Annotated in this window: 16 protein-coding genes; 8 read left to right on the plus strand and 8 right to left on the minus strand. The window is 67.7% G+C overall.

Annotated elements, in window-relative coordinates; all coding sequences use genetic code 11:
- Positions 1-5: 5 nt before the first annotated feature.
- The 4 genes from ACSBPQ_RS13815 (at position 6) to gloA (ending at position 4,199) form a co-directional block, all read left to right on the plus strand.
- On the plus strand, positions 6-1,790 hold the full coding sequence (locus ACSBPQ_RS13815; protein WP_442682671.1) for a copper resistance system multicopper oxidase: 1,785 nt from the start codon (positions 6-8) through the stop codon (positions 1,788-1,790).
- Positions 1,787-2,926, plus strand: coding sequence for a copper resistance protein B (locus tag ACSBPQ_RS13820; protein ID WP_442682672.1), 1,140 nt, complete (start codon positions 1,787-1,789; stop codon positions 2,924-2,926). Before ACSBPQ_RS13815 ends, ACSBPQ_RS13820 begins: the two co-directional genes overlap by 4 nt.
- A gap of 106 nt (positions 2,927-3,032) precedes the next feature.
- The gene (locus ACSBPQ_RS13825) at positions 3,033-3,566 is read left to right on the plus strand and encodes a DUF411 domain-containing protein (RefSeq protein ID WP_442682673.1); all 534 of its coding nucleotides are present in this window, start codon (positions 3,033-3,035) and stop codon (positions 3,564-3,566) included.
- A gap of 105 nt (positions 3,567-3,671) precedes the next feature.
- The gene (gloA, locus tag ACSBPQ_RS13830) at positions 3,672-4,199 is read left to right on the plus strand and encodes a lactoylglutathione lyase (RefSeq protein ID WP_442682674.1); all 528 of its coding nucleotides are present in this window, start codon (positions 3,672-3,674) and stop codon (positions 4,197-4,199) included.
- A gap of 91 nt (positions 4,200-4,290) precedes the next feature.
- Here gloA and ACSBPQ_RS13835 read toward each other — a convergent pair whose 3' ends face one another.
- From ACSBPQ_RS13835 to ACSBPQ_RS13850, 4 genes are read right to left on the minus strand one after another with little or no spacing between them, the layout of a single operon-like run.
- The gene (locus ACSBPQ_RS13835; protein WP_442682675.1) at positions 4,291-5,607 is read right to left on the minus strand and encodes a Wadjet anti-phage system protein JetD domain-containing protein; all 1,317 of its coding nucleotides are present in this window, start codon (positions 5,605-5,607) and stop codon (positions 4,291-4,293) included.
- On the minus strand, positions 5,604-9,035 hold the full coding sequence (locus tag ACSBPQ_RS13840) for an SbcC/MukB-like Walker B domain-containing protein (protein WP_442682676.1): 3,432 nt from the start codon (positions 9,033-9,035) through the stop codon (positions 5,604-5,606). Before ACSBPQ_RS13840 ends, ACSBPQ_RS13835 begins: the two co-directional genes overlap by 4 nt.
- Positions 9,022-9,648 carry a DUF4194 domain-containing protein gene (locus ACSBPQ_RS13845; protein ID WP_442682677.1) on the minus strand — a complete coding sequence of 209 codons (627 nt, stop codon included), beginning with the start codon at positions 9,646-9,648 and terminating at the stop codon, positions 9,022-9,024. Before ACSBPQ_RS13845 ends, ACSBPQ_RS13840 begins: the two co-directional genes overlap by 14 nt.
- The gene (locus tag ACSBPQ_RS13850) at positions 9,645-11,105 is read right to left on the minus strand and encodes a Wadjet anti-phage system protein JetA family protein (RefSeq protein WP_442682678.1); all 1,461 of its coding nucleotides are present in this window, start codon (positions 11,103-11,105) and stop codon (positions 9,645-9,647) included. The genes ACSBPQ_RS13845 and ACSBPQ_RS13850 overlap by 4 nt, the downstream gene beginning before the upstream one ends.
- A gap of 124 nt (positions 11,106-11,229) precedes the next feature.
- On the opposite strand from ACSBPQ_RS13850, the gene ACSBPQ_RS13855 reads away from it, so the two are divergent.
- Positions 11,230-11,895 carry a hypothetical protein gene (locus tag ACSBPQ_RS13855; RefSeq protein WP_442682679.1) on the plus strand — a complete coding sequence of 222 codons (666 nt, stop codon included), beginning with the start codon at positions 11,230-11,232 and terminating at the stop codon, positions 11,893-11,895.
- Between the two features lie 164 nt (positions 11,896-12,059).
- On the opposite strand, the gene ACSBPQ_RS13860 is transcribed toward ACSBPQ_RS13855, so the two are convergent.
- From ACSBPQ_RS13860 to ACSBPQ_RS13875, 4 genes are all read right to left on the minus strand, one after another.
- Positions 12,060-12,545: a hypothetical protein gene (locus tag ACSBPQ_RS13860; RefSeq protein WP_442682680.1), complete on the minus strand. Its 486-nt coding sequence runs from the start codon at positions 12,543-12,545 to the stop codon at positions 12,060-12,062.
- A gap of 43 nt (positions 12,546-12,588) precedes the next feature.
- Positions 12,589-12,888 carry a LysM peptidoglycan-binding domain-containing protein gene (locus ACSBPQ_RS13865; RefSeq protein ID WP_442682681.1) on the minus strand — a complete coding sequence of 100 codons (300 nt, stop codon included), beginning with the start codon at positions 12,886-12,888 and terminating at the stop codon, positions 12,589-12,591.
- A 102-nt stretch (positions 12,889-12,990) separates the two neighbouring features.
- A complete protein-coding gene (queF, locus tag ACSBPQ_RS13870; RefSeq protein ID WP_442682682.1) occupies positions 12,991-13,803 on the minus strand; it encodes an NADPH-dependent 7-cyano-7-deazaguanine reductase QueF in 813 nt (270 codons plus the stop codon).
- A 130-nt stretch (positions 13,804-13,933) separates the two neighbouring features.
- The gene (locus ACSBPQ_RS13875) at positions 13,934-15,247 is read right to left on the minus strand and encodes an amidohydrolase (RefSeq protein WP_442682683.1); all 1,314 of its coding nucleotides are present in this window, start codon (positions 15,245-15,247) and stop codon (positions 13,934-13,936) included.
- 212 nt (positions 15,248-15,459) lie between these two features.
- On the opposite strand from ACSBPQ_RS13875, the gene ACSBPQ_RS13880 reads away from it, so the two are divergent.
- Genes ACSBPQ_RS13880 through ACSBPQ_RS13890 form a run of 3 tightly spaced genes read left to right on the plus strand, consistent with a single transcriptional unit; the run spans position 15,460 to position 23,096 of the window.
- Positions 15,460-16,692, plus strand: a complete 1,233-nt coding sequence (locus tag ACSBPQ_RS13880) for an efflux RND transporter periplasmic adaptor subunit (protein WP_442682684.1) — start codon at positions 15,460-15,462, stop codon at positions 16,690-16,692.
- Between the two features lie 53 nt (positions 16,693-16,745).
- Positions 16,746-19,970, plus strand: a complete 3,225-nt coding sequence (locus ACSBPQ_RS13885) for an efflux RND transporter permease subunit (RefSeq protein WP_442682685.1) — start codon at positions 16,746-16,748, stop codon at positions 19,968-19,970.
- A gap of 6 nt (positions 19,971-19,976) precedes the next feature.
- On the plus strand, positions 19,977-23,096 hold the full coding sequence (locus ACSBPQ_RS13890) for an efflux RND transporter permease subunit (protein ID WP_442682686.1): 3,120 nt from the start codon (positions 19,977-19,979) through the stop codon (positions 23,094-23,096).
- Positions 23,097-23,726 lie beyond the last annotated feature (630 nt).

A 23,726-nucleotide genomic window follows, 5' to 3' on the forward strand; every position in this document is an offset into this window, starting at 1 on the left:
TTCCAATGTCATCCGATTTCCTTTCCGACCCGCGCTCGACGCTGTCGCGGCGCCGCTTCGTCCAGGGCCTGGCGCTGGGCGGGGTTGTCGCCGGTGCCGGCCTGGGACGCATTCCCACCGCGCTGGCGTCAACTGCGGCCATGGCCGTGCCGGGTACCGAGCTGCGCGGCACCGATCTGAGCCTTGCCATCGGCCGTTCGGCCGTCAATTTCACTGGCCGCACGCGCGGTGCGATCACCGTCAACGGCTCGTTGCCGGCGCCGATCCTGCGCCTGCGCGAGGGCGACACGGTCAATCTGCGCGTGGCCAACACGCTCACCGATGAGATCACCTCCATCCACTGGCACGGCATCCTGCTGCCGGCCAACATGGACGGCGTGCCGGGCCTGAGCTTCAACGGCATCGCGCCGGGCGAGGCTTACCAGTACCGCTTCCAGCTCAACCAGTCCGGCACCTACTGGTACCACAGCCATTCGCTGTTCCAGGAGCAGGCCGGCCTGTACGGCCCGTTGATCATCGATCCGCTGGCACCGCCGCCGTACCACTTCGACCGCGAGCACGTGGTCATGCTCTCGGACTGGACCGACATGGACGTCACTGCGCTGCACCGGCGCATGAAGAAGATGGCCATGCACGACAACACCTACCAGCGCACGGTCGGTGACTTCCTGCGCGATGCGCGCAGGGACGGCCTGCGCGAGACGCTGAGCGACCGTGGCATGTGGGGCCGGATGCGGATGACGCCCTCGGACATCTCCGACATCAACGCCCACACCTACACCTACCTGATGAACGGCACCGCGCCGGCCGGCAACTGGACCGGGCTGTTCCGCAGTGGCGAGAAGGTGCTGCTGCGCTTCATCAACGGCGCCTCGATGACCTACTTCGATGTGCGCATTCCCGGCCTGAAGATGACGGTGGTGGCCGCTGACGGCCAGTACATCCACCCGGTCAGCATCGACGAGTTCCGCATCGCGCCGGCCGAGACGTTCGACGTGATCGTCGAGCCCACCGGCCAGGACGCGTTCACCGTGTTCGCGCAGGACATGGGCCGCACCGGCTACGCCTGCGGCACGCTGGCCGTGCGCCGCGGCCTGCAGGCGCCGATCCCGCAGCTGGATCCGCGTCCGCTGCTGACCATGGGCGACATGGGCCATGACATGGGCGGTCACGCCGGCATGGAAGGGGGCTGCGGCGCCAATATGGGCATGAAGGGTATGGAAGGCGGCTGCGGTGCGCACATGGGCCACGGCGGGGGTGGCAAGGCACCGAAGCATCCGGCCAGCGAGGCCGGCAATCCGCTGGTGGACATGCAGACCGCGGCCAGCGAACCGAAGCTGGACGATCCGGGCATCGGCCTGCGCGACAACGGCCGCACCGTGCTGACCTACGGCGCGATGCACTCGCTGTTCGAGGACCCCGATGGCCGCGAACCCGGCCGCGAGATCGAGCTGCACCTGACCGGGCACATGGAAAAATTCGCCTGGAACTTCGACGGCATCCCGTTCGGCGGCGCCGAGCCGATCAGGCTGAACTACGGCGAGCGCATGCGCATCGTGCTGGTCAACGACACGATGATGCAGCACCCGATCCACCTGCACGGCGTGTGGAGCGACCTGGAGAACGCCGACGGCCAGTTCCAGCTGCGCAAGCACACCATCGACATGCCGCCGGGCACCCGCCGCAGCTACCGTGTGCGTGCCGACGCGCTCGGCCGCTGGGCCTTCCACTGCCACCTGCTGTACCACATGGAAACGGGGATGATGCGCGAAGTGAGGATCGAGGCATGAAGACGCTTTCCCGTTCCCTGCTATTCCTCGCCTTGGTCGCCACCGGCACCGCCTTCGCCCAGGATCCACATGCCGGCCACGGTACTGCGGCCAAGCCATCGGCGGACCCGCATGTCGGCCATGCCAAGCCCAAGGCCGACGCGCACGATGCCCATGCCGGTCACCCCGTACCGGCGGCGAAGAACGACCCGCATGCCGGCCATGACATGGCGGCCATGGATCACAGCACCCACGGTGCCGATCCGCATGCCGGACACCCCGCGCCGGCGGCGAAGGACGATCCGCATGCCGGGCACACGATGCCAGCGGCGAAAACCGATCCCCATGCCGGTCACGACATGGGCGCGATGGACCACAGTGCGCATGGCCCGGACTCGCATGCCGGCCACCGCACACCCGACCTCCCCGCCAGCGCCACACCACGCGAACCGATCCCGGTGCCGACCGCCGAGGACTTCGCTGCCGCGTTCCCGACCCTGGCGCCGCACGCGATGGAGCACGCGCCGGCCTTCAACAGCCTGGTGGTGTTCGACCATCTGGAAGCCTGGGACAACGCGCATGGCAGCGGCCAGACCTGGGGCATCGACTCGTGGTTTGGCGGTGACATCCACCGGCTGTGGCTGCGCAGTGAAGGTGAGCGCAGCGAGAGCCGCGTGCAGGACTGGTCGGCCGATGCGCTGTACGGCCGTGCGATCTCGCCGTGGTGGGACTTCGTGGCCGGCGTGCGTCACGACAACGGTCGCGACAGTCCGGACCTGACCCGCGCGGCGGTCGGCTTCCAGGGCATGGCGCCCTACAAGTTCGAGGTATCGGCGATGGCCTACCTCGGCGGCACGCGCAAGGCCGAGCTGGCCGTCGAGATCGAGTACGACGTGCTGCTGACCAACCGGCTGATCCTGCAGCCGGTGGTCGAGGCCAACCTGGTCGCCGATGACGATCCGCAGCGCGGCGTGGGCAAGGGCCTGAGCAGCGTGGAGGCGGGCCTGCGCCTGCGCTACGAGATCACCCGACGCTTCGCGCCGTATGTGGGCTTTGTCCACGAACGCGTGTACGGCAACACCGCCGACCTGCACCGCGATGCCGGAGCAGCCGTCAGCGAGTCGCGCTGGGTTGCCGGCGTGCGCCTCTGGTTCTGATCTGCCGGGACGGGCGCTGCACGGCGTCCGTCCCACCGGCCGAACCGGCCACTACGCCATGACCGCACTGCAGTGGCGGTGCGACGACACCAAGGAATCAAATTGCATGAACTTCAACGCAAACACCTCACGACTCCTGCTGCTGGCCGGCAGCGTGCTGCTGACCAGTGCCTGCAGTGCGGCCTCCCCGGCTCCGGCCGCACAGACGGCGGCCAGCGCCGCTCCGGCCCCCGCACAGGACGCGGCTCCGGCCAGCAAACGCCTGCCGCTGGTGAAGGTGCACAAGGACCCCGACTGCGGTTGCTGCACCGGCTGGGCCCAACACATGCAGGCGGCCGGATTTCCGGTGGAGATCCACGATACCGGCGACATGCTCACGGTGAAGCAGCGCTTGGGCATCGGCGAAGGCATGTACTCCTGCCACACCTCCGAGATCGACGGCTATGTGGTGGAAGGCCACGTGCCGGTTGCCGACATCCACAAGCTGTTGGCCGAGCGGCCCAAGGCGCGCGGACTGGTGCTGCCGGGCATGCCGGTCGGCTCGCCGGGCATGGAATCGCCGGATGGTTACCGCCAGCCGTTCACCGTGGGCCTGCTGGCTGAAGACGGCAGCATCACGCCGTTCTCGCAGCATCCCTGAAACGGGCGATGACGGCGGCGGTTACGGCCGCCGTCATCCGGCGGCCTGGCGGCGCACGTAAAATGACGCTCTGTGCCGCGTGCATTCCCCCATCAAGGAGCCCCCATGAGCCTTCAATCCCTGCGTGATCAGCCCGGCGTCGCCGCCACCGCCCCCGCGCAAACCCATGGCTTCGTCTTCAACCACACCATGCTGCGCGTGAAGGACATCCGCGCCTCGCTGGACTTCTACACCCGCGTGCTGGGCTTCTCGCTGATCGACCGGCGTGATTTCCCGGATGCCCAGTTCAGCCTGTACTTCCTGGCCTATGTGCCGGCCGGCACCGCCATTCCCGAAGACGATGCGCAGCGTCGGCTGTGGATGGCCGGTATTCCCGGCGTGCTGGAGCTGACCCACAACCACGGCACCGAGAACCAGGACGGCCCGGTCTACCACGACGGCAACAGCGAGCCGCGCGGCTTCGGCCATATCTGCGTGTCGGTGCCCGAACTGGAAGCGGCATGTGCGCGGTTTGAAGAACTGGGCGTGCCATTCCAGAAGCGCCTGAGCGATGGCCGCATGAAGAGCCTGGCCTTCATCAAGGACCCGGACGGCTACTGGGTGGAGATCATCTCCAACACCGTGCGCGCCTGAGCCGGACCGGAGCCGTACAGGCAAACGCCGGCAATGCCGGCGTTTTTGCTGCCACAGACCACCCGCGACTTTGCCTGCCGGACGTGCCGGATCACGGCAGCCGCGGCGTCAGGCGCTCCTGTTCCAGCTTCAGCGGCCTCCGTTGCAGCCCTGCAGCGAGTTCCGTCCAGCCCGCACGACAGGCCCAGTCACACATCGATGCCAGCAGCGCCGGTGGCGGCACCTCGCCTGCGGCGATGACTTCAGCGGGCAATTCATCCGGGGCCATCATCCACGGGTGCAACACGCGGGACCGCATCCCGGCCTGCTCGGCCAGCTTGGCGGCGATACGGAAACCGCCAAGGTCGATATCGCCCCAGTGGTACAGCGCGGCTGTGGCCGGCAGTCCATCCAGCAGGCGCGCATAGGCGTTGCGCCACGCCGGTGACGGCATGCCGCCGGTATAGAGCAGCAGCACCGGTGCATCACCGCGCAGCGCCGCCGCTTCATGGAAGCTGGCCAGATTCTCGATGCTCAGCAAGGCACGCACCGCGGTGGAAATGCCGGACACCGCATCCACCGGAAAACCCAGCCAGCGCGCGGGCAGGATGTGGAAGCTGCCGTCATCAAGCGCCACCTTTCCCTGTCCGGCCAGCAACAGCGGCTGTGGTTCCCGGCGCAGTCCCAGCGCCGACCACACCTGTTCGTCCTCAAGGCCGCTGACGGCAAGTTCGCCGCTCACCAGCAAGTCCAGCCATGGCGTCAGCGCTTCCAGCCGCTTGCTGTCGGCAAACAGGCTGGCGCTGGCCTTGCGCAGGATGCGCTCGCCACGGGCATCGGCCAGCAGCGCCTGCACTGCCCGTGCGGCATCGGCGAGATCGGCGGCCGCTGCCGGACCACAGCCCCGCACCTTGCGGCCCGCACGCCAGGCAGCCAGTACCTGCGCAATGACCGGGAAACGCGGCGCAGTGGCCGCTTCGTCGGAATTGCTGCGGGAACGGAGTGGATCGCTGCCGGGGATTGCCACAGAAGCGTCGTCGCGACTCACGTCGCTCCTGCAACACCAGGGCGCCAGCAGGGCTTCGGCGCGGGCCACACCCTGTGCGTGCAGTTCCAGGCCCAGCTCGCGCGCCAACGCGGCGATGTCGTGCACGGCAAGCCGCACCAGGCGCTCACCGTCATCACGGTGACGATCACGCTCGACACGGATTGCGCCGGCGCGCTCGGCCACGGCGATATGACCGTGGAAGACATCGAAATCTTCCGCCCCGCGCAGAGCCAGATACTCGGCACCATCGCGCTTGCCGGTCATCGACAGGCTCGCCGCCCGTGGATCGCCAGACAGCAGCGCCGCCTCGGCGCGCCGCAGCAGCCGTAGCAACACCCGCCGGGCCGGCGTGTCATCCGCGCGGCCCGGTAAGGCGGTCATGTCGTGGCCTGCTCGCGTTCGATGCGTGCGGTCTCGGCTGCCAGCAGCTCCGGGTGCAGGTCGAACTGGTCCGACAGCAGCAGGCTGCGCGCGGCCTCGGTGACCTCGATGCGCTCGGCCTGCAACAGGTCGCCGTCGCGGAACAGCTCGATGTAGCTGTCCAGCACACCGGAGAGCGTACCCTGCGCGGTGTCGGGCGCGGCCAGCATCAGCTGCAGGCCCAGCGAGCGCAGGTAGCCGGTGATCGCGCGCGCGTTCTGCGCGTCGATCTTGTCGCCGAATTCGTCCAGCAGGATCAGTCCCAGCCCGCCCGGGTGCGCCTCGCTCTTGCCGTAGGCCGCGGCCAGCGCGGCACCGGCGATCACGTACAGCGGCGCACGGTGCTCGCCACCGGAGCCGGAACGCATGCGCTCGCTCAGGTTGCCGATGACGCGATCCTCCTGGCGGATCTGCACTTCGAAACGGAAGAAGCGGCGGTAGTCGTCCAGCGGCGAGTTGGCCACATGGGCGGCGGCCTTGTCCTCGACCAGCGCGCGGAACGCCTCCGGCACCTGCCCGGCGCTTTCAAACAGCGTGTCCTCGCCGCCGATGTCGGCCGCCCGCTGGATGAAACGGTGCAGCTCGCGGAACTCCGGCAGCACCTCATAATAGAACTGGTAACGCTCGTTGTTGGAGAACGCCGGGCTGCCGCGCAAGGTGCGGTTGAGCGTGGCGATCTGGGTCTTGAGCCGGGTGAAGTTGTCGTACAGCGTCGATGCCACGCCGGTGCGGAAGGTATCCACGGCGGTGGTATAGGCCTGCTGCGCCTCGGCCTCGTACTGCACCAGCTCGGTGTCGCGCAGCTGGGTCAGTTCGCGTTGCAGCAAGGTGCGCGCCGGCCGCCACGCATCGGCGGCGAAATCCAGCTCGATGCCATGGTCGCGCGCGTATTGCGCCAGCTCGCCCCAGGCCATCGGCACCAGCTTTCCAAGCTGGGCGTCACTGTCCCGGGCGCGTTCCTCGCAACGCTGTGCGCGTTCTTCCAGCGACGGATATTTTTCGTCCAGTTCCTCGCGCTGGCGTTCGACCCGGTTCGGATCGACATCCGGGTCGGCGAAGGCTTCCACCGCGCGGCGCGCGACCAGCTCCTCCTGCTGGCGCAGGCCGTCGAGCAAGCCGCGAGTGCGTTCCAGATTGGACGCGGCAACCGCTTCCTGGCCGACCAGCGCGTCGGCACGCTGTTCACAGGCGGCCAGCTGCGCCTTCAGTGCGTGCAACTGTTCGGACAACCGCAGCAGGTCCGGATCCAGCGCGCTGCGACGGCTCTCCTGCGCGCTGCGATAGCGCTCGGCCACCTGGCGGTGCTCCAGCACGCGTTCGTGCAGCGCCTGCGCCACCGCATCGGCATCGGCCAGCCGCGCCAGACCACGCTGGCAGTCATCGGCTCGCCGCAGCTGCGGTTCGATCTGTCGCAGCAGTTGCTCGGCACGCTCGATTTCCTCGTGCAGTACCCGTACCCGGGCCCGGTTGTCCGACGCGCCGATGCGCAGGTCTCCGGCGGCCGGCAGCCGCAGGCGCTCGATGCTGCCGCCACGCGAGAGCAGGCCGTCACGGGTCAGGCCCTGGCGGCTGCGCACCAGTTCGGCTTCGGTCTCCACGCAGCGCAGCTCACCCAGCTGCCGGCGCAGGAACGCCAGTGCATCGGCGTTGACGCCTTCCAGCAGCGCCGCGACGCTACCGGCAGCCGGCGTATCGGCACCGCGCGACTGCCGCGCCTGGCTGGACAGCGCCAGCTTGACGCCATACACCGCACGCCCGCCGGTCAGCCCGCGGTACAGCTTGACCGCACGCTCCTCGTCCTGATCGGGGATCAACAGCGCCTCGACATTGCTGCGCAGGTAGCCCTCGATGGCGTGCTGCCAGCTGCCATCGGTGACCCGTACCAGATCACAGACCGGGCGTGCATCGATGCCGGCATCGCGCAGGTAGCTCATCAGCCGCACGGTGTCCGGATTCAGCTCGGCCTGGCCGGCCGCCAGCCGCTTCTGGTTCTGCCGCGCGGTTTCCAGCGCGTCGCGGGCCTTGTCGTGGGTGGCGTGCAGCTGCCGTGCATGCTGGTCGAGGCGTTCGCGCAAGGGCGCGGTCGTGCGCAGCGCCTGCCGCGAGCGCGCGAACAGGTCTTCCGGTGTCCACGGCAGCACCGCTTCGGCATCCAGTGCGGTCAGCTCGGCATGCCAGCCCTCCCATTCGGCGCGCGCCGCTGCCAGCACCCCGGCATCGATGCCCTCCAGCTCCAGCGTGCCGAGCTGGCGCAGCTGCTCACCGATGAAGGCGAGCTCGCGCGCGAGGTCCTTCTTCAGCTGCACGAGGCGGTCGCGGTCGCGGCCGGCCAGTTCGTCCAGTTGCGCCTGCTCGCCATAGCCGGCGCTGCCCTGCAGGCGCGTATTGGCACGCGCCTGTTCCTCGCGCAGGGTGTCGCGCTCGACGCGGGTATCGGCCAGCTGGCGGCGGGTGTCGGTCAACGTGTTTTCCGCATCCGCCAGTGCGCCTTCGGCCTGGTCGAGCTGCTCGCTGTACAGGTCGCGCGCGTACTCGGCAGCCAGCGCACGCGCGGACGCGGCACGGGTGGCCTGCGCGGCGATCTTCTCGTACTGGCGCTCCACGCCTTCGGCGGCGTCGATGCGCTGCTTGACCTGCTCGATCTTCTCCTTGATCAGCCGGAAGCTGTCCAGCAGCGCGCGGAAGCGGGCGATATCGGTGGGCCGGTCCTCGGCCACCAGCGTGCGCACGAACAGGTCCACGTCCTCCACCCGCTGCAGGTTCAGCGCATTGAGGAAGGCCTTGCGGTAGGCGTTGAGGTCCGGCGTCACCGACGGACCGGCGCGCAGCCGCAACAGCAGGTCGCGCACGAAGCGCTCGGCGTTGGGATGCAGCTGCGGGGTTTCGCCCACGTCCTTGCAGCGGCGGGTGATGTGCTCGCGGAAGGTGGTCCACGCCAGCGGCAGTTCCTTGCCGTTGATCCGTTCGATATGTTCGTCCAGTTCCAGCGCCACGCCCGGCAGCAGGTACAGGCCGTGGGTGCGGTGCTCGGGCTCATCGACCGAGGCGCCAAGCGCGATGCCGGCGGTCAAGGGTTCACCGGTCAGCGTGTTGCGGAATACCAGCGAGATATAGGTCGTCGCGGTACGGCGCTTGCGGCCTTCCTCGCCACTGCGGAACACGCCCAGGCAGTAGTCGCGGATGGTGCGCGCGCGATGGCTGCCGCCGGCCTGCGCGTTGAAGCGGATGCGGCTGCGGTCGCCGCCCAGCAGCACGATCTGCAGCGCATCGAGCAGCGCACTCTTGCCGGCGCCATTGGGCGCGATGATGGCGCTGGTGCGGTCCAGTTGCAGGCTCTGCGCCTCGAACAGGAAGAACTGGACCAGATGGACACGTTCAAGCTGCTGCATCGTCGTCCTCCGCGTCGATATCGTCCGCGTCATCGCGGTTGTGCTGGTCCAGGCGCTGCAGCCACTGCTCGCCGACGATCTCGACGATGGCCGGGCGCACGCGCAGGTGGAACGGCTGCGGATCGTCGCTTTCCGAGTCCACCAGCCGGCACACGCCCCAGCGCTTGAGCGTGCGCGCCAAAGCACGCAGCGCACCGACGTCGGGCATCGAGCGGCCGGTCAACGCCTGCCAGCTTTCCTGCAGTTCGGGCAGTTCCACCACCACTTCGCCATGGTCCTCGATCAGTCCCTGGCGCATGGCTTCGTCGTAACGCTGGCGCAGCACCAGCAGCGCGAGGGTTTCCTCCAGTGTCACCGGCGCGCCTTCTCCGTGGGCCGGCAGCGCCACCAGGTAGCGGTAATGCGCGTTGCGCTCCAGGCGGATGCCCAGCGGCTCCAGCGCGGCAACGAAATCGGCGTAGTGGTCTTCGACCAGGTGGTAGGCCACGCGCGAGCGCGCGTCGGCGGCATATAGCACCTGTTCGGTCGCCAGCCGGTAGGCGGCACGTTCGAAATCCTGCACGGCGTAGGTGCCGTTGGACATCTGGCTGAGGGTGTTCCAGCTGCGTTTCATGCGGTTTCCGGGTGTGGTGCGCCGACCCGCACGATGCGGAAGCGCGGGCCGCGCAGGTAATCGTTGGGGGTGCCATCGCCCACCTCGAGCAGCTCCACACGGAAGCCGCGCAGCAACCGTCCAAGCGGGTCCTCGCGACGCAGGCCGCCGATGCGGTTGCCGCGCAGGGCGAGCGTGAGCAGGGTCTGGTAGGCGCGCAGGTCCTCGATGCTGGCGATGGCCAGCTGCGCCGATTCGATCGTCGCACCGTGCTGCAGGTGGCGCCCGACATAGCGCGCCATGTCCTCGACATTGACCAGCCGTGCGCGTTTCATCCGCCGCAGCAGCGACAGTCTCGCCAGCTGCTCGGGCGTGGGCGGCGTGGTGGCGTTGGCGCTGCGCGGGATCGGCGCCGGCTTGCGGTGCGGTGGGCGCAGCCGCGTTTCGTCCATCAACGGGCCGGGCGCCACCGGCAGCCGCAGCGCATCTTCCGGCGCCGACAGCGCGCCGCGACAGGCGCGGCGCAGCAGCACGTCGAGTTTGTCGGGGGCGCGCAGGCGGTAATCGAGGAAGGCCAGCGCACGGCGGTTGGCCTGGCGGATGTCCTCGTCCAGACGGGTCAGGTATTCGTCGATGCGCTCCAGTTCGCGCAGGCGGTTGAGGCTGCGCGACAGACGCTGTTGCGCGCGCGCCTCATCACCACCGGTGACATGCTCGCGGTACCAGCCCAGCAGCGCCTCGCGCGGAGCACCGGCATCGAGCTGCTGCACCATCGCCAGGATCGAGCTGCGGCGCGCCATCGGGTGGTCGGCGCGGTGCAGCTCGGCGTAGTCGCCTATGAACAGCTGGCCGACATAGCGCTCGAACCACTGCCGCGCGAACTGCGCGGTGGTCTCGGCCTTGCTCAGCTCCGGCATCAGGTCGCGTACCTGCAGGCTCATTGACGCCAGCGACACCAGCAGCCGGCGCGCCTGGTCGGCAGCCTCGTCGAGGATGCCGCCGTCGATCCGGCCATCGGCCACCTTCTGCAGCTGCGACTCGATCGAGCCCATCTTGGCGCGGACGAAAGTCGGCCCCTGCTCGCTGAATTCGACCAGCGCCGACAGCAGCTCGGCCACCATGCGCGGCATGGTCACCATCTCGCGCGCACCGATGCGCTCCTGGCGCAGCCAGCCGGCGGCGCGGAAGCGGTCGTGGATGGCACTGGCGCGCACGTTCAACGGCGCATCCGGCGCCTGCCCGTCCTCGTCCTCCCACGGATCATCGGCAAGCAGGTAGCGCTCCAGCGCGGCGGTGATCTCGCGCCGCTGGAAGCCATGGCTGGGCGGCACCGGTGCATCCGGGCCGAAGAATTCATCGAACAGCCGGCACAGCAGCGACCAGTAGTTCTGCCGGTTGGGCGAGGCCAGCGGACCGAAGATGCCGGCAGGCACGACCGCGAATAGAGGGGGGATGGTCGCGTGGGTTGTCGAGGTCAAAACGTCGGGGTCCTGCAGCTTCCTGCCATGCGCCGCCGATTGTGGCATATCACCGCCGGCGTGGAACTTCCCCGCCAGCGGCCAGCTGCGCATACTCCATGCCCGGTGCCCGAAGGCCCGGTCGATGAACACTCCCTTCAATTCCTACACGCTGTTTTTGCAACAGCAGGCCAAGGCGTTGCGGCGTATTGCCCGTGCCACCTGCGGCGAGCATTCCCCCGACGATGTGGCACAGGAGGCCTGGCTGCTGGCTGGCCCACTGTCTGAACGCCATGGCTTTCCGCTCGACTTTCTTGACTCCGGCTTCCAGGACCTGCTGCTGCGCCACCTGTATCAGGCGCTGGTGCGCTACACCGAAGTACATGTCCGTCATGGCGTGCGGCTGGATCACGCCGTTGGCGACAACATGGAAGACAACGCGACACATCCACTGATGAACCGTCTGGCCAGCGACGATGGCCGCGCCCCCTTGGCCCATCTGCTCATCGGCGAGGAACAAAGCAACCTGCCCGATGTCGATGCACCGCATCCCTCACTGGCCGGCGCCTGGCGGGTGCTCCTTCAGGACTGCGGCCAACACATGCCAAGCGTCGCCAGGCGGCTGCTGATTTCCGATTCATGGGCCTACCGTTGTTGCGCCAGGGCACGTGATCTCGCCCGCTCGCAGCATCCCATCGCCCTTGCACCCGCGGAGGCGGGGCAACTGGGCCCATGGCGGAAACAGCGTGCATGGCGTACGCCAAGGCAACTGGAATTCGACTTCGACAGCCCGCTGCTGATATTGCACTGAAGGCACGGATGCTCCCACCACACCGGAAAACCGTACACTTCCGGCACCGGCTCTGCCTCACCGGGAAAGCCCGGGATATTCCCCGCCCACAAAAAAAGGCGCAGCGTTGCGGCTGCGCCCATGGCTTGCACCTGTCGGGAGAGAGGGCGACAGGGGAAGCCCTGCTACTTCACCTCGAATTCCTGCGGCATGCCGGCCGGCTGGCCGTCCAGCGTCACCTCCGCGCGGTACTTGCCGGCGGGCCAGGGGCTGGCCTTGCTGAACTCGATGTTGGTGGTTTCCGCACCACTGGTGTTGAGCATGGCCGTCTGCTCACCGGCCACCTGCCCGTCCTGGTAGACAAGCTTGGCGGCGAGATTGGCATTGCTGGCCGTGCCATCGGTCTTCACCGACACGAGGATCTTGTCGTTGCCGGCCAGGGTCGCCACCGGCGCGACGGACTTGTCCGCCGCCGCCGTGTTGCCGACCGTCACCGAGGTGACGCTGAGTGCCGGCATCGCCGGTGCCGGTTCGTTCATCGGTGCCGGTGCGGGCGCCGGGGTGCTGGTCGCGGCCGGTGCCGCGGGTTCTTCCGGCTTCTTGCAGCCGGCCAAAGCGAGCGTGCCGGCCAAGGCGATCATCAGGACACTGCTGGTGGAAATCTTCTTCATGGAATGCTCCGGAGTGGAAAGGAAGAGTGGCATTGGCCCGGCTCTATTCCTGGCGGGGTGGAATCTTCAGCGTCTGTCCCGGGAATATCTTGTCCGGGTCCTCCAGCACATCCCGGTTGGCCTGGAATATCCGCGTCCATGCATTGGCATCGCCCAACAGGTTCTTTGCGATCCGGGAAAGGCTGTCGCCCTTCTGCACGGTATAGGTCTGTCCCCCCACCACCTGCGCGGTGGAGTCGATCGTTGCGCTGACATCGGAAAAATCCGCCTTCGGCACCACCTCGGCGGTACTGTCCACGCGGGAAGCCACGTCGGAAAAATCAGCCTTCTTGTCGTTGCTCATTCGAGTCGTTCCTCCTCGGGTGAGACAACCATTGCATCCTGCGCGTTAAGGATTCATCGCGCCGGTGTAAAACCGGTGTATGGCGGTACCGCGGTCATGCCATTACTGCCGGGAATCGCGGATGACGCGAGTGTCGGCAACCAGGTCAGCGGTGGCGCGACGCGGATTGATATCCAGGCCCCCACGGCGGGTGTAACGGGCTTCCACCTCCAGCGAGGAGGGCGCGCAGCGCTGCATCAACTCCAGGAAAATGCGCTCGACGCACTGCTCGTGGAATTCGGCATGGTCGCGGTAGCTCACCAGGTAGCGCAGCAATCCCTCGCGGTCGATGCGCGGGCCGTGGTAGCGGATGCTGACGCTGGCCCAGTCCGGCTGGCCGGTGACCGGGCAATTGGATTTGAGCAGGGCCGAGGTCAACGACTCGCTGGTGATGTCATCGGCGGCAGACAGGAACGCCGCCTGCGGCGGACCGTAGCAGTCGATGTCCACATCCAGGTGGTCGATGCTCTGGCCGGGTGCCTCGGCGACCGGCGGCAGACCGAAGTCCACCCGCACATCGGCACCGGCACAGACCGACAGATCGGTGGTGATGCGTTCACGCACGGCCTCGGCGCGGTTGAAGCGGGTGCCGTTGAGTGAATTCAGGTACAGCTTGAGCGACTTGGATTCGATCAGGTTCGGCGAGGTGGCCGGCACCCACAGCGTGGCGGTCGCCACGCAGGGTTTGCCGCGTGCATCCAGCCAGCCCAGCTCGTACACGTGCCAGCGGTCTTCGCCAGCGAACGGCAGGGTCGCAGCGTGCAGGCCGATCTGGCCCCGCGCGGTCGCACGCGGGATCGGAAACAGCAGGCCGGCGTCGTAGCGGGTGGGGTAATCGACCTCGCGGCCCAGACTGGATTTTTCAGGGGTATTCATGCGCCGATTGTAGTGCGCAGCGCTTGACCGGCCGCTTTATGGCCATCACCGCGCTGCGCCCCACCCGCATGGAACGCGGCAGCGGAAACCTGAAGCCGCCGCCCCACCGGCAATGACGTTACGTCGCCGGTCAGCGCGCGCCGTGGAGGTAGTCCAGCGACACCTGAAGCAGCGCCCGCAGACCGACATCCAGCGCCTTTTCATCCAGCAGGAACTTCGGCGAATGGTTGCTCGGCGCGGTGGCCGGGTCGATGCCGGCGCCGGTGGAGCCGACGAAGAAGAACATCGACGGCACCTGCTGGGCATACAGCGAGAAGTCCTCCGAGCCCATCTGCAGCGGCGGCTCGTAGACGTTGTCCTTGCCCACCACCGCCTGCAGGCTGGGCAGCATGCGCGCGGTCAGCGCCGGATCGTTGACCGTGGCCGGGTTGCCGTCCTTCTCGTAGATGTCGGTCACGGCGGTGGCGCCGTGGGCAGCAGCGGTGTGTTCGGCGACAGTGCGCAGGTCGGCGAAGATCTGCTGGCGCATGTCCGCATCGAAAGTGCGGATGGTGCCGACCATCTCCACCGAGTCGGGAATGATGTTGTAGCGGATGCCGCCCTTGATCGCGCCGAAGGTCAGTACCGCCGGTTGTTTGGACAGGTTGGCGCGGCGGCTGACGACGGTCTGCGCGGTGCCGACCAGATCCGAGGCGGCAACGATCGGGTCGATCCCGTTCCAGGGGGCCGAGCCGTGGGTCTGGCGACCGTTGACGGTGATCGAGAAGCGGTCGGAGGCGGCCATCAGCGGGCCGCCGCGCACGGCGATTTTGCCGGCCTGGACGGTGGAGAACACATGCAGGCCGAATACCGCCTCCGGCTTGAAGTCCTTGAACAACCCTTCCTTGAGCATCAGGTCGGCCCCACCCTGCTCCGGCGGCGGCGCGCCTTCCTCGGCCGGCTGGAAGATCAGCATCACCTCGCCGGGCAGCGTGTCGCGCATCGCCACCAGCGCATCGGCCACACCGAGCAGGGTGGCGGTATGGGCATCATGGCCGCAGGCATGCATCACCCCGACCTGCTCGCCGCGGTATTCGGCGGTAGCAGTGGAGGCGAACGGCAGGCCGGTCTGTTCGGTCACCGGCAGCGCGTCCATGTCCGCACGCAGGGCGATTTTCGGCCCGGGCAGGCCACCCTTGATGATCGCCACCACGCCGTGCACCGCCACACCGGTCCGGGGCTGCAGGCCCATCGCACGCAGGCGTTCGGCGACCTTGGCGGCGGTACGCACTTCGCGGTTGGACAGCTCCGGATGCTGGTGGAAATCACGACGCCAGTCGACCACCTGCTGTTGCAGGCGCGTGGCGGCGGCGGCCACTTCCGGACGCTGGGCGTCCTGGGCCTGCGCCAGCAGCGGCGACAGGGCGCACAGCAGTGCGGACACCAGTACGGTCTTGCGGCCCATCGACACTTCCCCTTGCACACGCCTCGAAGACCGGAATGTAGGGCAAAACTTTCTTCCGCACGAGGTCAACCATCCCCGCACTGGAACGTTCACCGGCATACGCAGGTCTGTATGCGTGGCCCATCGGTCATGGCTGCAGTCGCCAGTGCGGGCGTTATCCTCTCCGGCTACGCCGCTGTTCCCCCCAATCCGGTTCCCTCAGGAGTTTTCGCATGTCGCGTTTCTGGAAGATCGTGCTGCTGGTCATTGCAGTGCTGCTGGTGGCCGGTATCGGCTACCGGATGATGGGGGGAGGCAAGCAGTCCGGCACTGGGCAGGCAACCGGCATGCGCGGCGGTGGTCGCGACAGCGCGCCGGTGCCGGTCACCGCGGTGACCGCCGAGCGCAAGGACGTGCCGGTCTATGTGACCGCGCAGGGCACGGTGAGCGCCTACAACACCGTCACCGTCAGCCCGCAGGTCGGCGGCCAGCTGCTCAGCGTCAACTTCCGCGAGGGCCAGCCGGTGAAGAAGGGCGAGCTGCTGGCGCAGATCGACCCGCGTACCTTCCAGGCCCAGTACGACCAGGCCCTGGCCAGCAAACGCCAGAACCAGGCGCTGCTGGCGACCGCACAGTCCAACTACGAACGCTCCAATTCGCCTGAATACCGCGCATTTGTCGCCCAGACCGACCTGACCACGCTGCGCAACCAGGTGGCGCAATACCAGGCCGCGGTAGCCGCTTCGCAGGCCAGCGCCGAGCAGGCCAAGGTGCAGTTGGACTACGCCCGCATCACCTCGCCGATCGATGGTGTCACCGGTATCCGTGCGGTCGATCCGGGCAATGTGGTCAGCGCCGGCAGCAGCATCGTCACCGTGACCCAGTTGCAGCCGGCCTACGTGCTGTTCAACCTGCCCGAACGGCAGCTGGACGCGGTACGCAGCGCGCAGGCCACCAGCCCGCTGTCCACCGCCACGCTCGACCGCGAAGGCGGCAACGTGACCAACGCCGACGGCAGGCTGCAGGTGGTGGACAACCAGATCAGCAGCAACAGTGGCACTTTCCGTCTGCGCGCCGAATTCCCCAACGCGGACAAGAGCCTGTGGCCCGGCCAGTTCGTCAACGTGCGCCTGCAGCTGGGCGAGCTGCCCGGCGCGGTGGTGGTGCCGGCCGAAGCGGTGCAGCGCAGCAGCAGCGGCGACTTCGTCTACCTGATCCAGTCCGACACCACCGTCACCCTGCGCGAGGTCGAGCAGGGCGGGCAGGTCGACGACAGCCATGTGGTGATCAGCAAGGGCCTGCAGCCGGGTGACAAGGTGGTGACCGAAGGCCAGTTCCGCTTGAAGGAAGGCAGCAAGGTCAACGCGCTGGCACCGGGCCAGGCGCCGCCGGCGCCGAGCGAGGAGCAACTCAAGGCCGCCAGCCAGAAGGGCAACCGCGGCGGACGCGGTGGTCCACCACGCTGATGCGCTGACACGCCCCGCTGCTCCGCCTTCCCTCTTCGCACCAGGAATCACCCGTGGGCTTCTCGACTATCTTCATCCGCCGCCCGATCGCCACCTCGTTGCTGATGGTCGGGTTGATGCTGCTGGGCATCCTCGGCTACCAGCGCCTGCCGGTCGCCGCCCTGCCCGAGATCGAGGCCCCCAGCCTGGTGGTCACCACGCAGTACCCCGGCGCCAGCGCACAGACCATGGCCTCGCTGGTGACCACGCCGCTGGAGCGGCAGCTGGGGCAGATCTCCGGGCTGGACATGATGACCTCCGACTCCTCGGCCGGTCTGTCCAGCATCGTGCTGCAGTTCTCGATGGAGCGCGACATCGACACCGCCGCGCAGGACGTGCAGGCGGCGATCCGCCAGGCCACCCTGCCCGGCTCGCTGCCGTACCAGCCGGTCTACAACCGGGTGAACCCGGCCGACGCGCCGATCCTGACCCTGAAACTGGCTTCGGACACGCGGCCGCTGCGCGAGGTCAACGACCTGGCCGACTCGATCCTGGCCCAGCGCCTGTCACAGATCGACGGCGTCGGACTGGTGTCGATCGCCGGCAACGTGCGCCCGGCGGTGCGCATCCAGGCCAACCCGGCGCAGCTGAGCAACATGGGCATGACCCTGGAAGACCTGCGCAGCGCGCTGACCCAGGCCAACGTCAACGCGCCCAAGGGCTCGCTCAACGGCAAGACGCAGAGCTACACGCTGTCCACCAACGACCAGCTCAGCGACGCGGCCGACTACAACGACATCATCATCCGCTACCAGAACGGCGCGCCGGTGCGGCTGCGCGACGTCGCCAGCGTGATCGACGGGGTGGAGAACGACCAGATCGCCGCCTGGGCCGACGGCCAGCCGGCAGTGCTGCTGGAAGTGCGCCGCCAGCCCGGCGCCAACATCGTCAAGACGGTGGAGAACATCCGCACCATCCTGCCCAGCCTGCAGGGCATGCTGCCGGCGGACGTGAACCTGGACGTGTTCTCCGACCGCACCGTGACCATCCGCGCCTCGGTGCACGACGTGCAGTTCACCCTGATCCTGACCATCTGTCTGGTGGTGGTGGTGATCTTCGTGTTCCTGCGGCGGTTGTGGGCCACGGTGATCCCGTCGGTGGCGGTGCCACTGTCGCTGCTGGGCACGTTCGGGGTGATGGCCTTCACCGGCATGTCGCTGGACAACCTGTCACTGATGGCGCTGACCGTGGCCACCGGCTTCGTGGTCGACGATGCGATCGTGATGATCGAGAACATCGTGCGCTACATCGAGCAGGGCAAGGACGGCCCGGAAGCGGCCGAGGTCGGCGCGAAGGAGATCGGCTTCACCGTGCTGTCGCTGACGGTGTCGCTGGTGGCAGTGTTCCTGCCGCTGATCCTGATGCCGGGCGTCACCGGCCGCCTGTTCCACGAGTTCGCGTGGGTACTGACGATTGCGGTGTCGATCTCGATGCTGATCTCGCTGACGCTCACCCCGATGATGTGCGCCTACCTGCTCAAGCCCGACCAGTTGCCCGAAGGCGATGACGCGCACGAGCGCGCGGCGGCACAGGGCAAGGTCACCGCATGGTCGCGCCTGGTGCACCTGTACGAGCGCACCCTGGACTGGGTGCTGCGCCACCAGCCGCTGACCCTGGGCATCGCACTGGCCTCGGTGGCACTGACAGTGCTGCTGTACATCGCCATCCCCAAGGGTCTGCTGCCCGACCAGGACACCGGCATGATCACCGGTGTGGTGATCGCCGACCAGAACGTGGCCTTCGAGCAGATGCAGCAGCGCACCCAGGCGGTGGCCGCCGCCCTGCACCAGGACGAAGCGGTGACCGGCGTGGCCGCCTACATCGGCGCCGGCACCATGAATCCCACGCTCAACCAGGGCCAGCTGAGCATCGTGCTCAAGGACCGCGGCGACCGTGCCGGGCTGGACGTGATCCTGCCGCGGTTGCAGGCCGCCGCCGCGCACATCCCCGGCGTGGCGCTGTACCTGAAGCCGGTGCAGGACGTCACGCTGGACACACGCGTGGCCGCCACCGCCTACCAGTTCTCGCTGTCGGACATGGACAGCACCGAGCTGGCCGAACAGACCGCACGTGTCACCGACGCGCTGCGCCGCCTGCCGGAACTGGCCGATGTGGACAACAACCTGGCCAACCACGGCCGCGCCCTGCATGTGCAAGTGGACCGCGACAAGGCCGCGCGCTACGGCGTACCGATGCAGACCATCGACGACACCCTGTACGACGCCTACGGCCAGCGCCAGATCTCCACCATCTTCACCCAGCTCAACCAGTACCGCGTGGTGCTGGAAGTGGCGCCGGAGTTCCGCACCAGCGACGCGCTGATGAACCAGCTGGCGATCGGCAGCAACGGCAGCGGCGCGCTGACCGGCAGCAACGCCACCACACTGGGCCAGGTCAGCTCCAGCAACTCCTCCACCGCCACCGGCATCGGCAACAGCAACACCGGCATCGCACTGGGGGGCGGCGGCAGCATTCCGCTGTCGGCCATCGCCACCGCCACGCCGGGCACCGCGCCGCTGATCGTCAGCCACCAGCAGCAGCTGCCTTCGGCCACCGTGTCGTTCAACCTGGCGCCGGGCTACTCGCTGTCCGAAGGCGTGACGGCGATCAACAAGGCCGTGGCCGCGCTGGAACTGCCACCACAGATGCAGGCGCAGTTCATCGGCACCGCCGCCGAGTTCTCCAGCAGCCAGACCGATGTGGTGCTGTTGCTGCTGGCCGCCATCGCGGTGATCTACATCGTGCTGGGCGTGCTGTATGAAAGCTGGATCCACCCGCTGACCATCATCTCCACACTGCCGCCGGCCGGGGTCGGTGCGCTGCTGGCGCTGTACCTGTGCGGGATGAGCCTGTCGGTGGACGGCATCGTCGGCATCGTGCTGCTGATCGGCATCGTCAAGAAGAACGCGATCATGATGATCGACTTCGCGCTGGACGCGCAGCGTGCCGGCGCCAATGCCTATGACGCGATCCGCCGCGCCTGCCTGCTGCGTTTCCGCCCGATCATGATGACCACCGCCGCGGCCATGCTCGGCGCGCTGCCGCTGGCGCTGGGCACCGGCATCGGTTCGGAACTGCGGCGCCCGCTGGGCGTGGCCATCGTCGGCGGCCTGCTGCTGTCGCAGCTGGTCACGCTGTACACCACGCCGGTGATCTACCTGTATTTCGAACGCCTGTCCGAATGGGCGGCGCGACGCCGCGAGCAACGCGCCGCCGCCCGCCTGCAGACGGCCCGGTAAGCGCCGATGAACATCTCCGCGCCCTTCATCAAACGCCCGATCGGCATCAGCCTGCTGGCGATCGGTCTGTTCTTCGCCGGGCTGGTCTGCTATCTGCGGCTGGGCGTGGCGGCGCTGCCGAACCTGACCATTCCGGTGATCTTCGTGCAGGCCTCCAACACCGGCGCCGATGCCGACACCATGGCCGCCACGGTGACCGCACCGCTGGAGCGGCACCTGGGCCAGGTGCCGGGCATCGACACCATGCGCTCGTCCAGCAGTGACGGCCGCAGCATGGTGTTCCTGATGTTCAACACCAGCCGCGACATCGACGCCGCCGCGCAGGACGTGCAGGCGGCGATCAACGCGGCGATGGCAGACCTGCCGGCCGGCATCAACACGCCGACCTACCAGAAGGCCAACCCGAACGACGATCCGGTGATCGCGCTGGCGCTGACCTCCGAGACGCAGTCGGTGGCCCAGCTGTACAACCTGGCCGACTCGCTGCTGGCGCAGCGGCTGCGGCAGCTGCCCGGCGTGTCGCAGGTGGACATCGCCGGCGCCTCCACACCGGCCGTGCGCGTGGACCTCAACCTGCGCGCGATGAACGCGCTGGGGCTGAGCCCGGACGACCTGCGCAATGCGATGCGCGCGGCCAACGTCGCCTCGCCGCTGGGCTTCCTCAGCGATGGCAGCAGCCAGACCGCGATCGTGCTCAACGACCAAGTGCGCAAGGCCGCCGATTTCGCCAACGTCGCCCTCGCCACCCATGACGGCGCGGTGGTGCGGCTGAAGGATGTGGCCACCGTCTACGATGGCCAGCAGGACGCCTACCAGGCCGCCTGGGTCAACGGCAAACGCGGTGTGTTGATGTATGTGTACCTGCGCAGCGGCGACAACCTGGTCGCCACCGTGGACCGGGTCAAGGCGGCGATCCCATCACTGTCCGGCTATCTGGATGCCGGCACCACCCTGACCCCGTACTTCGACCGCACCCCGACCATCCGCGCCTCGCTGGACGAAGTGCAGATCACCCTGATGATCAGCCTGGCGATGGTGGTGCTGACCATGGCGCTGTTCCTGCGCCGGCTGGCGCCGACGCTGATCGCCGCCATCACCGTGCCGCTGTCGCTGGCCGGCGCGGCGCTGCTGATGAGCACGCTGGGCTTCACCCTCAACAACCTGACCCTGCTGGCGCTGGTGATCGCGATTGGTTTTGTCGTCGACGATGCGATCGTGGTGATCGAGAACATCATGCGCCACCTCGATGACGGCGTGCCGCGCATGCAGGCGGCGATGGCCGGCGCGCGCGAGATCGGCTTCACCATCGTCTCGATCACCGCTTCGCTGATCGCGGTATTCCTGCCGATCATCTTCGCCCAGGGCATGCTCGGCGCGTTCTTCCGCGAGTTCACCCTGACCCTGGTGGCGGCGATCCTGGTATCGGCGCTGGTGTCGCTGACGCTGACCCCGGCACTGTGTGCGCGTTTCCTGCAGCCGCATTCGGTGCCGGTCACACCGTCGCGCATCGGTCCGCTGCTCGATCGCGTGCACGCCGGCATGTTGCGCTTCTACACCGTGGCGCTGGATTTCGCACTGCGCCATGCGCTGCTGCTGGCGCTGACACCGCTGCTGCTGATCGCAGCCACCTTCTTTCTCGCCGGCAAGGTCGGCAAGGGCTCCTTCCCCGAGCAGGACACCGGCCTGATCTGGGGCCGCGCCAGTTCCGCGGCCACCGTCTCGTTCAACGAAATGAGCGAGCGCCAGCGCCGCCTGAGCGACATGCTGCTGGCCGATCCGGCGGTGAAGATCGTCGGCGCACGACTGGGCTCCAGCCGCCAGGGCAGCAGCGCGCAGTTCAATATCGAGCTGTATACGGAGAAGGAAGGCCGGCGCGAGCCGACCAATGCGGTGGTCGCCCGGCTCAGCGCCAAGGCCGCGCAGTTCCCGGATCTGGACGTGCGCCTGCGCGCGATCCAGGACCTGCCCTCTGGCGGCGGGGGTGGCGGCTCGCAGGGCGCGCAGAACCGGGTGACGCTGCAGGGCAACGATGCCGCGCAGCTGGCCGAATGGCTGCCGAAGCTGGTGGAGGTGCTCAGGCAGAATCCCAAGCTGCGCGATGTCGGCTCGGATGTGGACAAGGGCGGGCTGATGCAGAAGATCGTCATCGACCGCGACAAGGCCTCGCGGCTCGGGGTCAGCATCGGCGCCATCGACGGTGCGCTGTACGGCGCGTTCGGCCAGCGCCAGATCTCCACAATCTACGCCGACCTGAACCAGTACGGGGTGGTGGTCAACGCACTGCCCGGCCAGACCGCCAGCCCGGCGGCGATCGAGGACCTGTACGTGGCCTCAAAGAGCGGGCAGATGATCCCGCTGACCGCGCTGGCCCACCAGGAACCGGGGCTGGCCCCGTCGCAGGTCACCCACCAGAACCAGTACACGGTGATGGACCTGAGCTACAACCTGGCTCCCGGGGTGAGCAGCGGCGAAGGCGATGCCATCGTCAAGGCGGCGATCGACGGCCTGCGCATGCCCGGCGACATCCGCCAGGCCGCACGCGGCGGTTTCGGCCAGGCCACCGATCCGGGCGCGATGCTGATGCTGATCATCGCCGCCATCATCACGGTCTACATCGTGCTGGGCATGCTCTACGAGAACCTGGTGCACCCGGTGACAATCCTGTCGACGCTGCCGGCGGCGGGCATGGGCGCACTGCTGGCACTGTGGCTCACCAACACCGATCTTTCGGTGATCTCGATGATCGCGCTGGTGCTGCTGATCGGCATCGTCAAGAAGAACGCGATCATGATGATCGACTTCGCGCTGGTGGCGCAGCGCGAGCACGGCATGTCACCGGCCGAGGCGGTGCGCGAGGCCAGCATCGTGCGCTTCCGCCCGATCATGATGACCACGATGGTGGCGATCCTGGCGGCACTGCCGCTGGCAATCGGCATCGGCGAGGGCTCGGAGCTGCGCCGGCCGCTGGGCATCGCGATGATCGGCGGCCTGCTGATCTCGCAGAGTCTGACGCTGCTGAGCACGCCGGCGCTGTACGTGATCTTCTCGTGCCTGCAGCAGCACTGGCGCAGCTGGCGGGCACGGCGCAGGGAACGCAAGCAGCTGCGGCGGGCGGCACAGGCCTGATCGCAGGTCTTGTGTACGGGGATGCCCGGCTGGGGCATCCCCGCTCGCAAGCGGCAGTGCTGTTATCCCGACGGTTCGTTACCCTGAGTAGCGAGACCCAGGTTGCTGCCTTCTTCGGCGGCATTGGTTGCGGTTGCGGTTGCGGTTGCGGTTGCGGTTGCGGTTGCGGTTGCTTCCAGTTTTTGACTTCTCGCGCCGTAAAGCGAGCCGAGCACCGCAGCGGATCGGGGGAAATGGCGCGGGTGTCTGAGCGCAGCGAGTTCCGCGCCGCCCCGATTCGCGAGGAGCACAGGGGACCGATGCGGTTTCATCGCATCGGCTCGCGTCCGGCCGTGCTTTCTTTGGGCCACCTTTCTTTGCACAAGCAAAGAAAGGTGTGCTCGCTCCTGCGCAGCAGGAGTGAAAGCTCTGCCTCATGTATTGACTGTTGTTTCTTCCCGGGACTGAAAACCAAGCCGTGATATAGGCGGAAGCAAAGGCTTTTGCCTGCTTCCAGGCGCAAGAGCTAGTGCTTTCGCCCTTTCAGGGCGAGCTACTTTTCTTTGCCCGTGCAAAGAAAAGCTAGCCAAAAGAAACACGGCCGGACGCGCGCCGTCGGGCTATGCCCGCCGGTCCCCTGCGCTCCTCGCG

Source organism: Stenotrophomonas sp. JC08, assembly GCF_052180205.1.
Lineage (GTDB): Bacteria > Pseudomonadota > Gammaproteobacteria > Xanthomonadales > Xanthomonadaceae > Stenotrophomonas.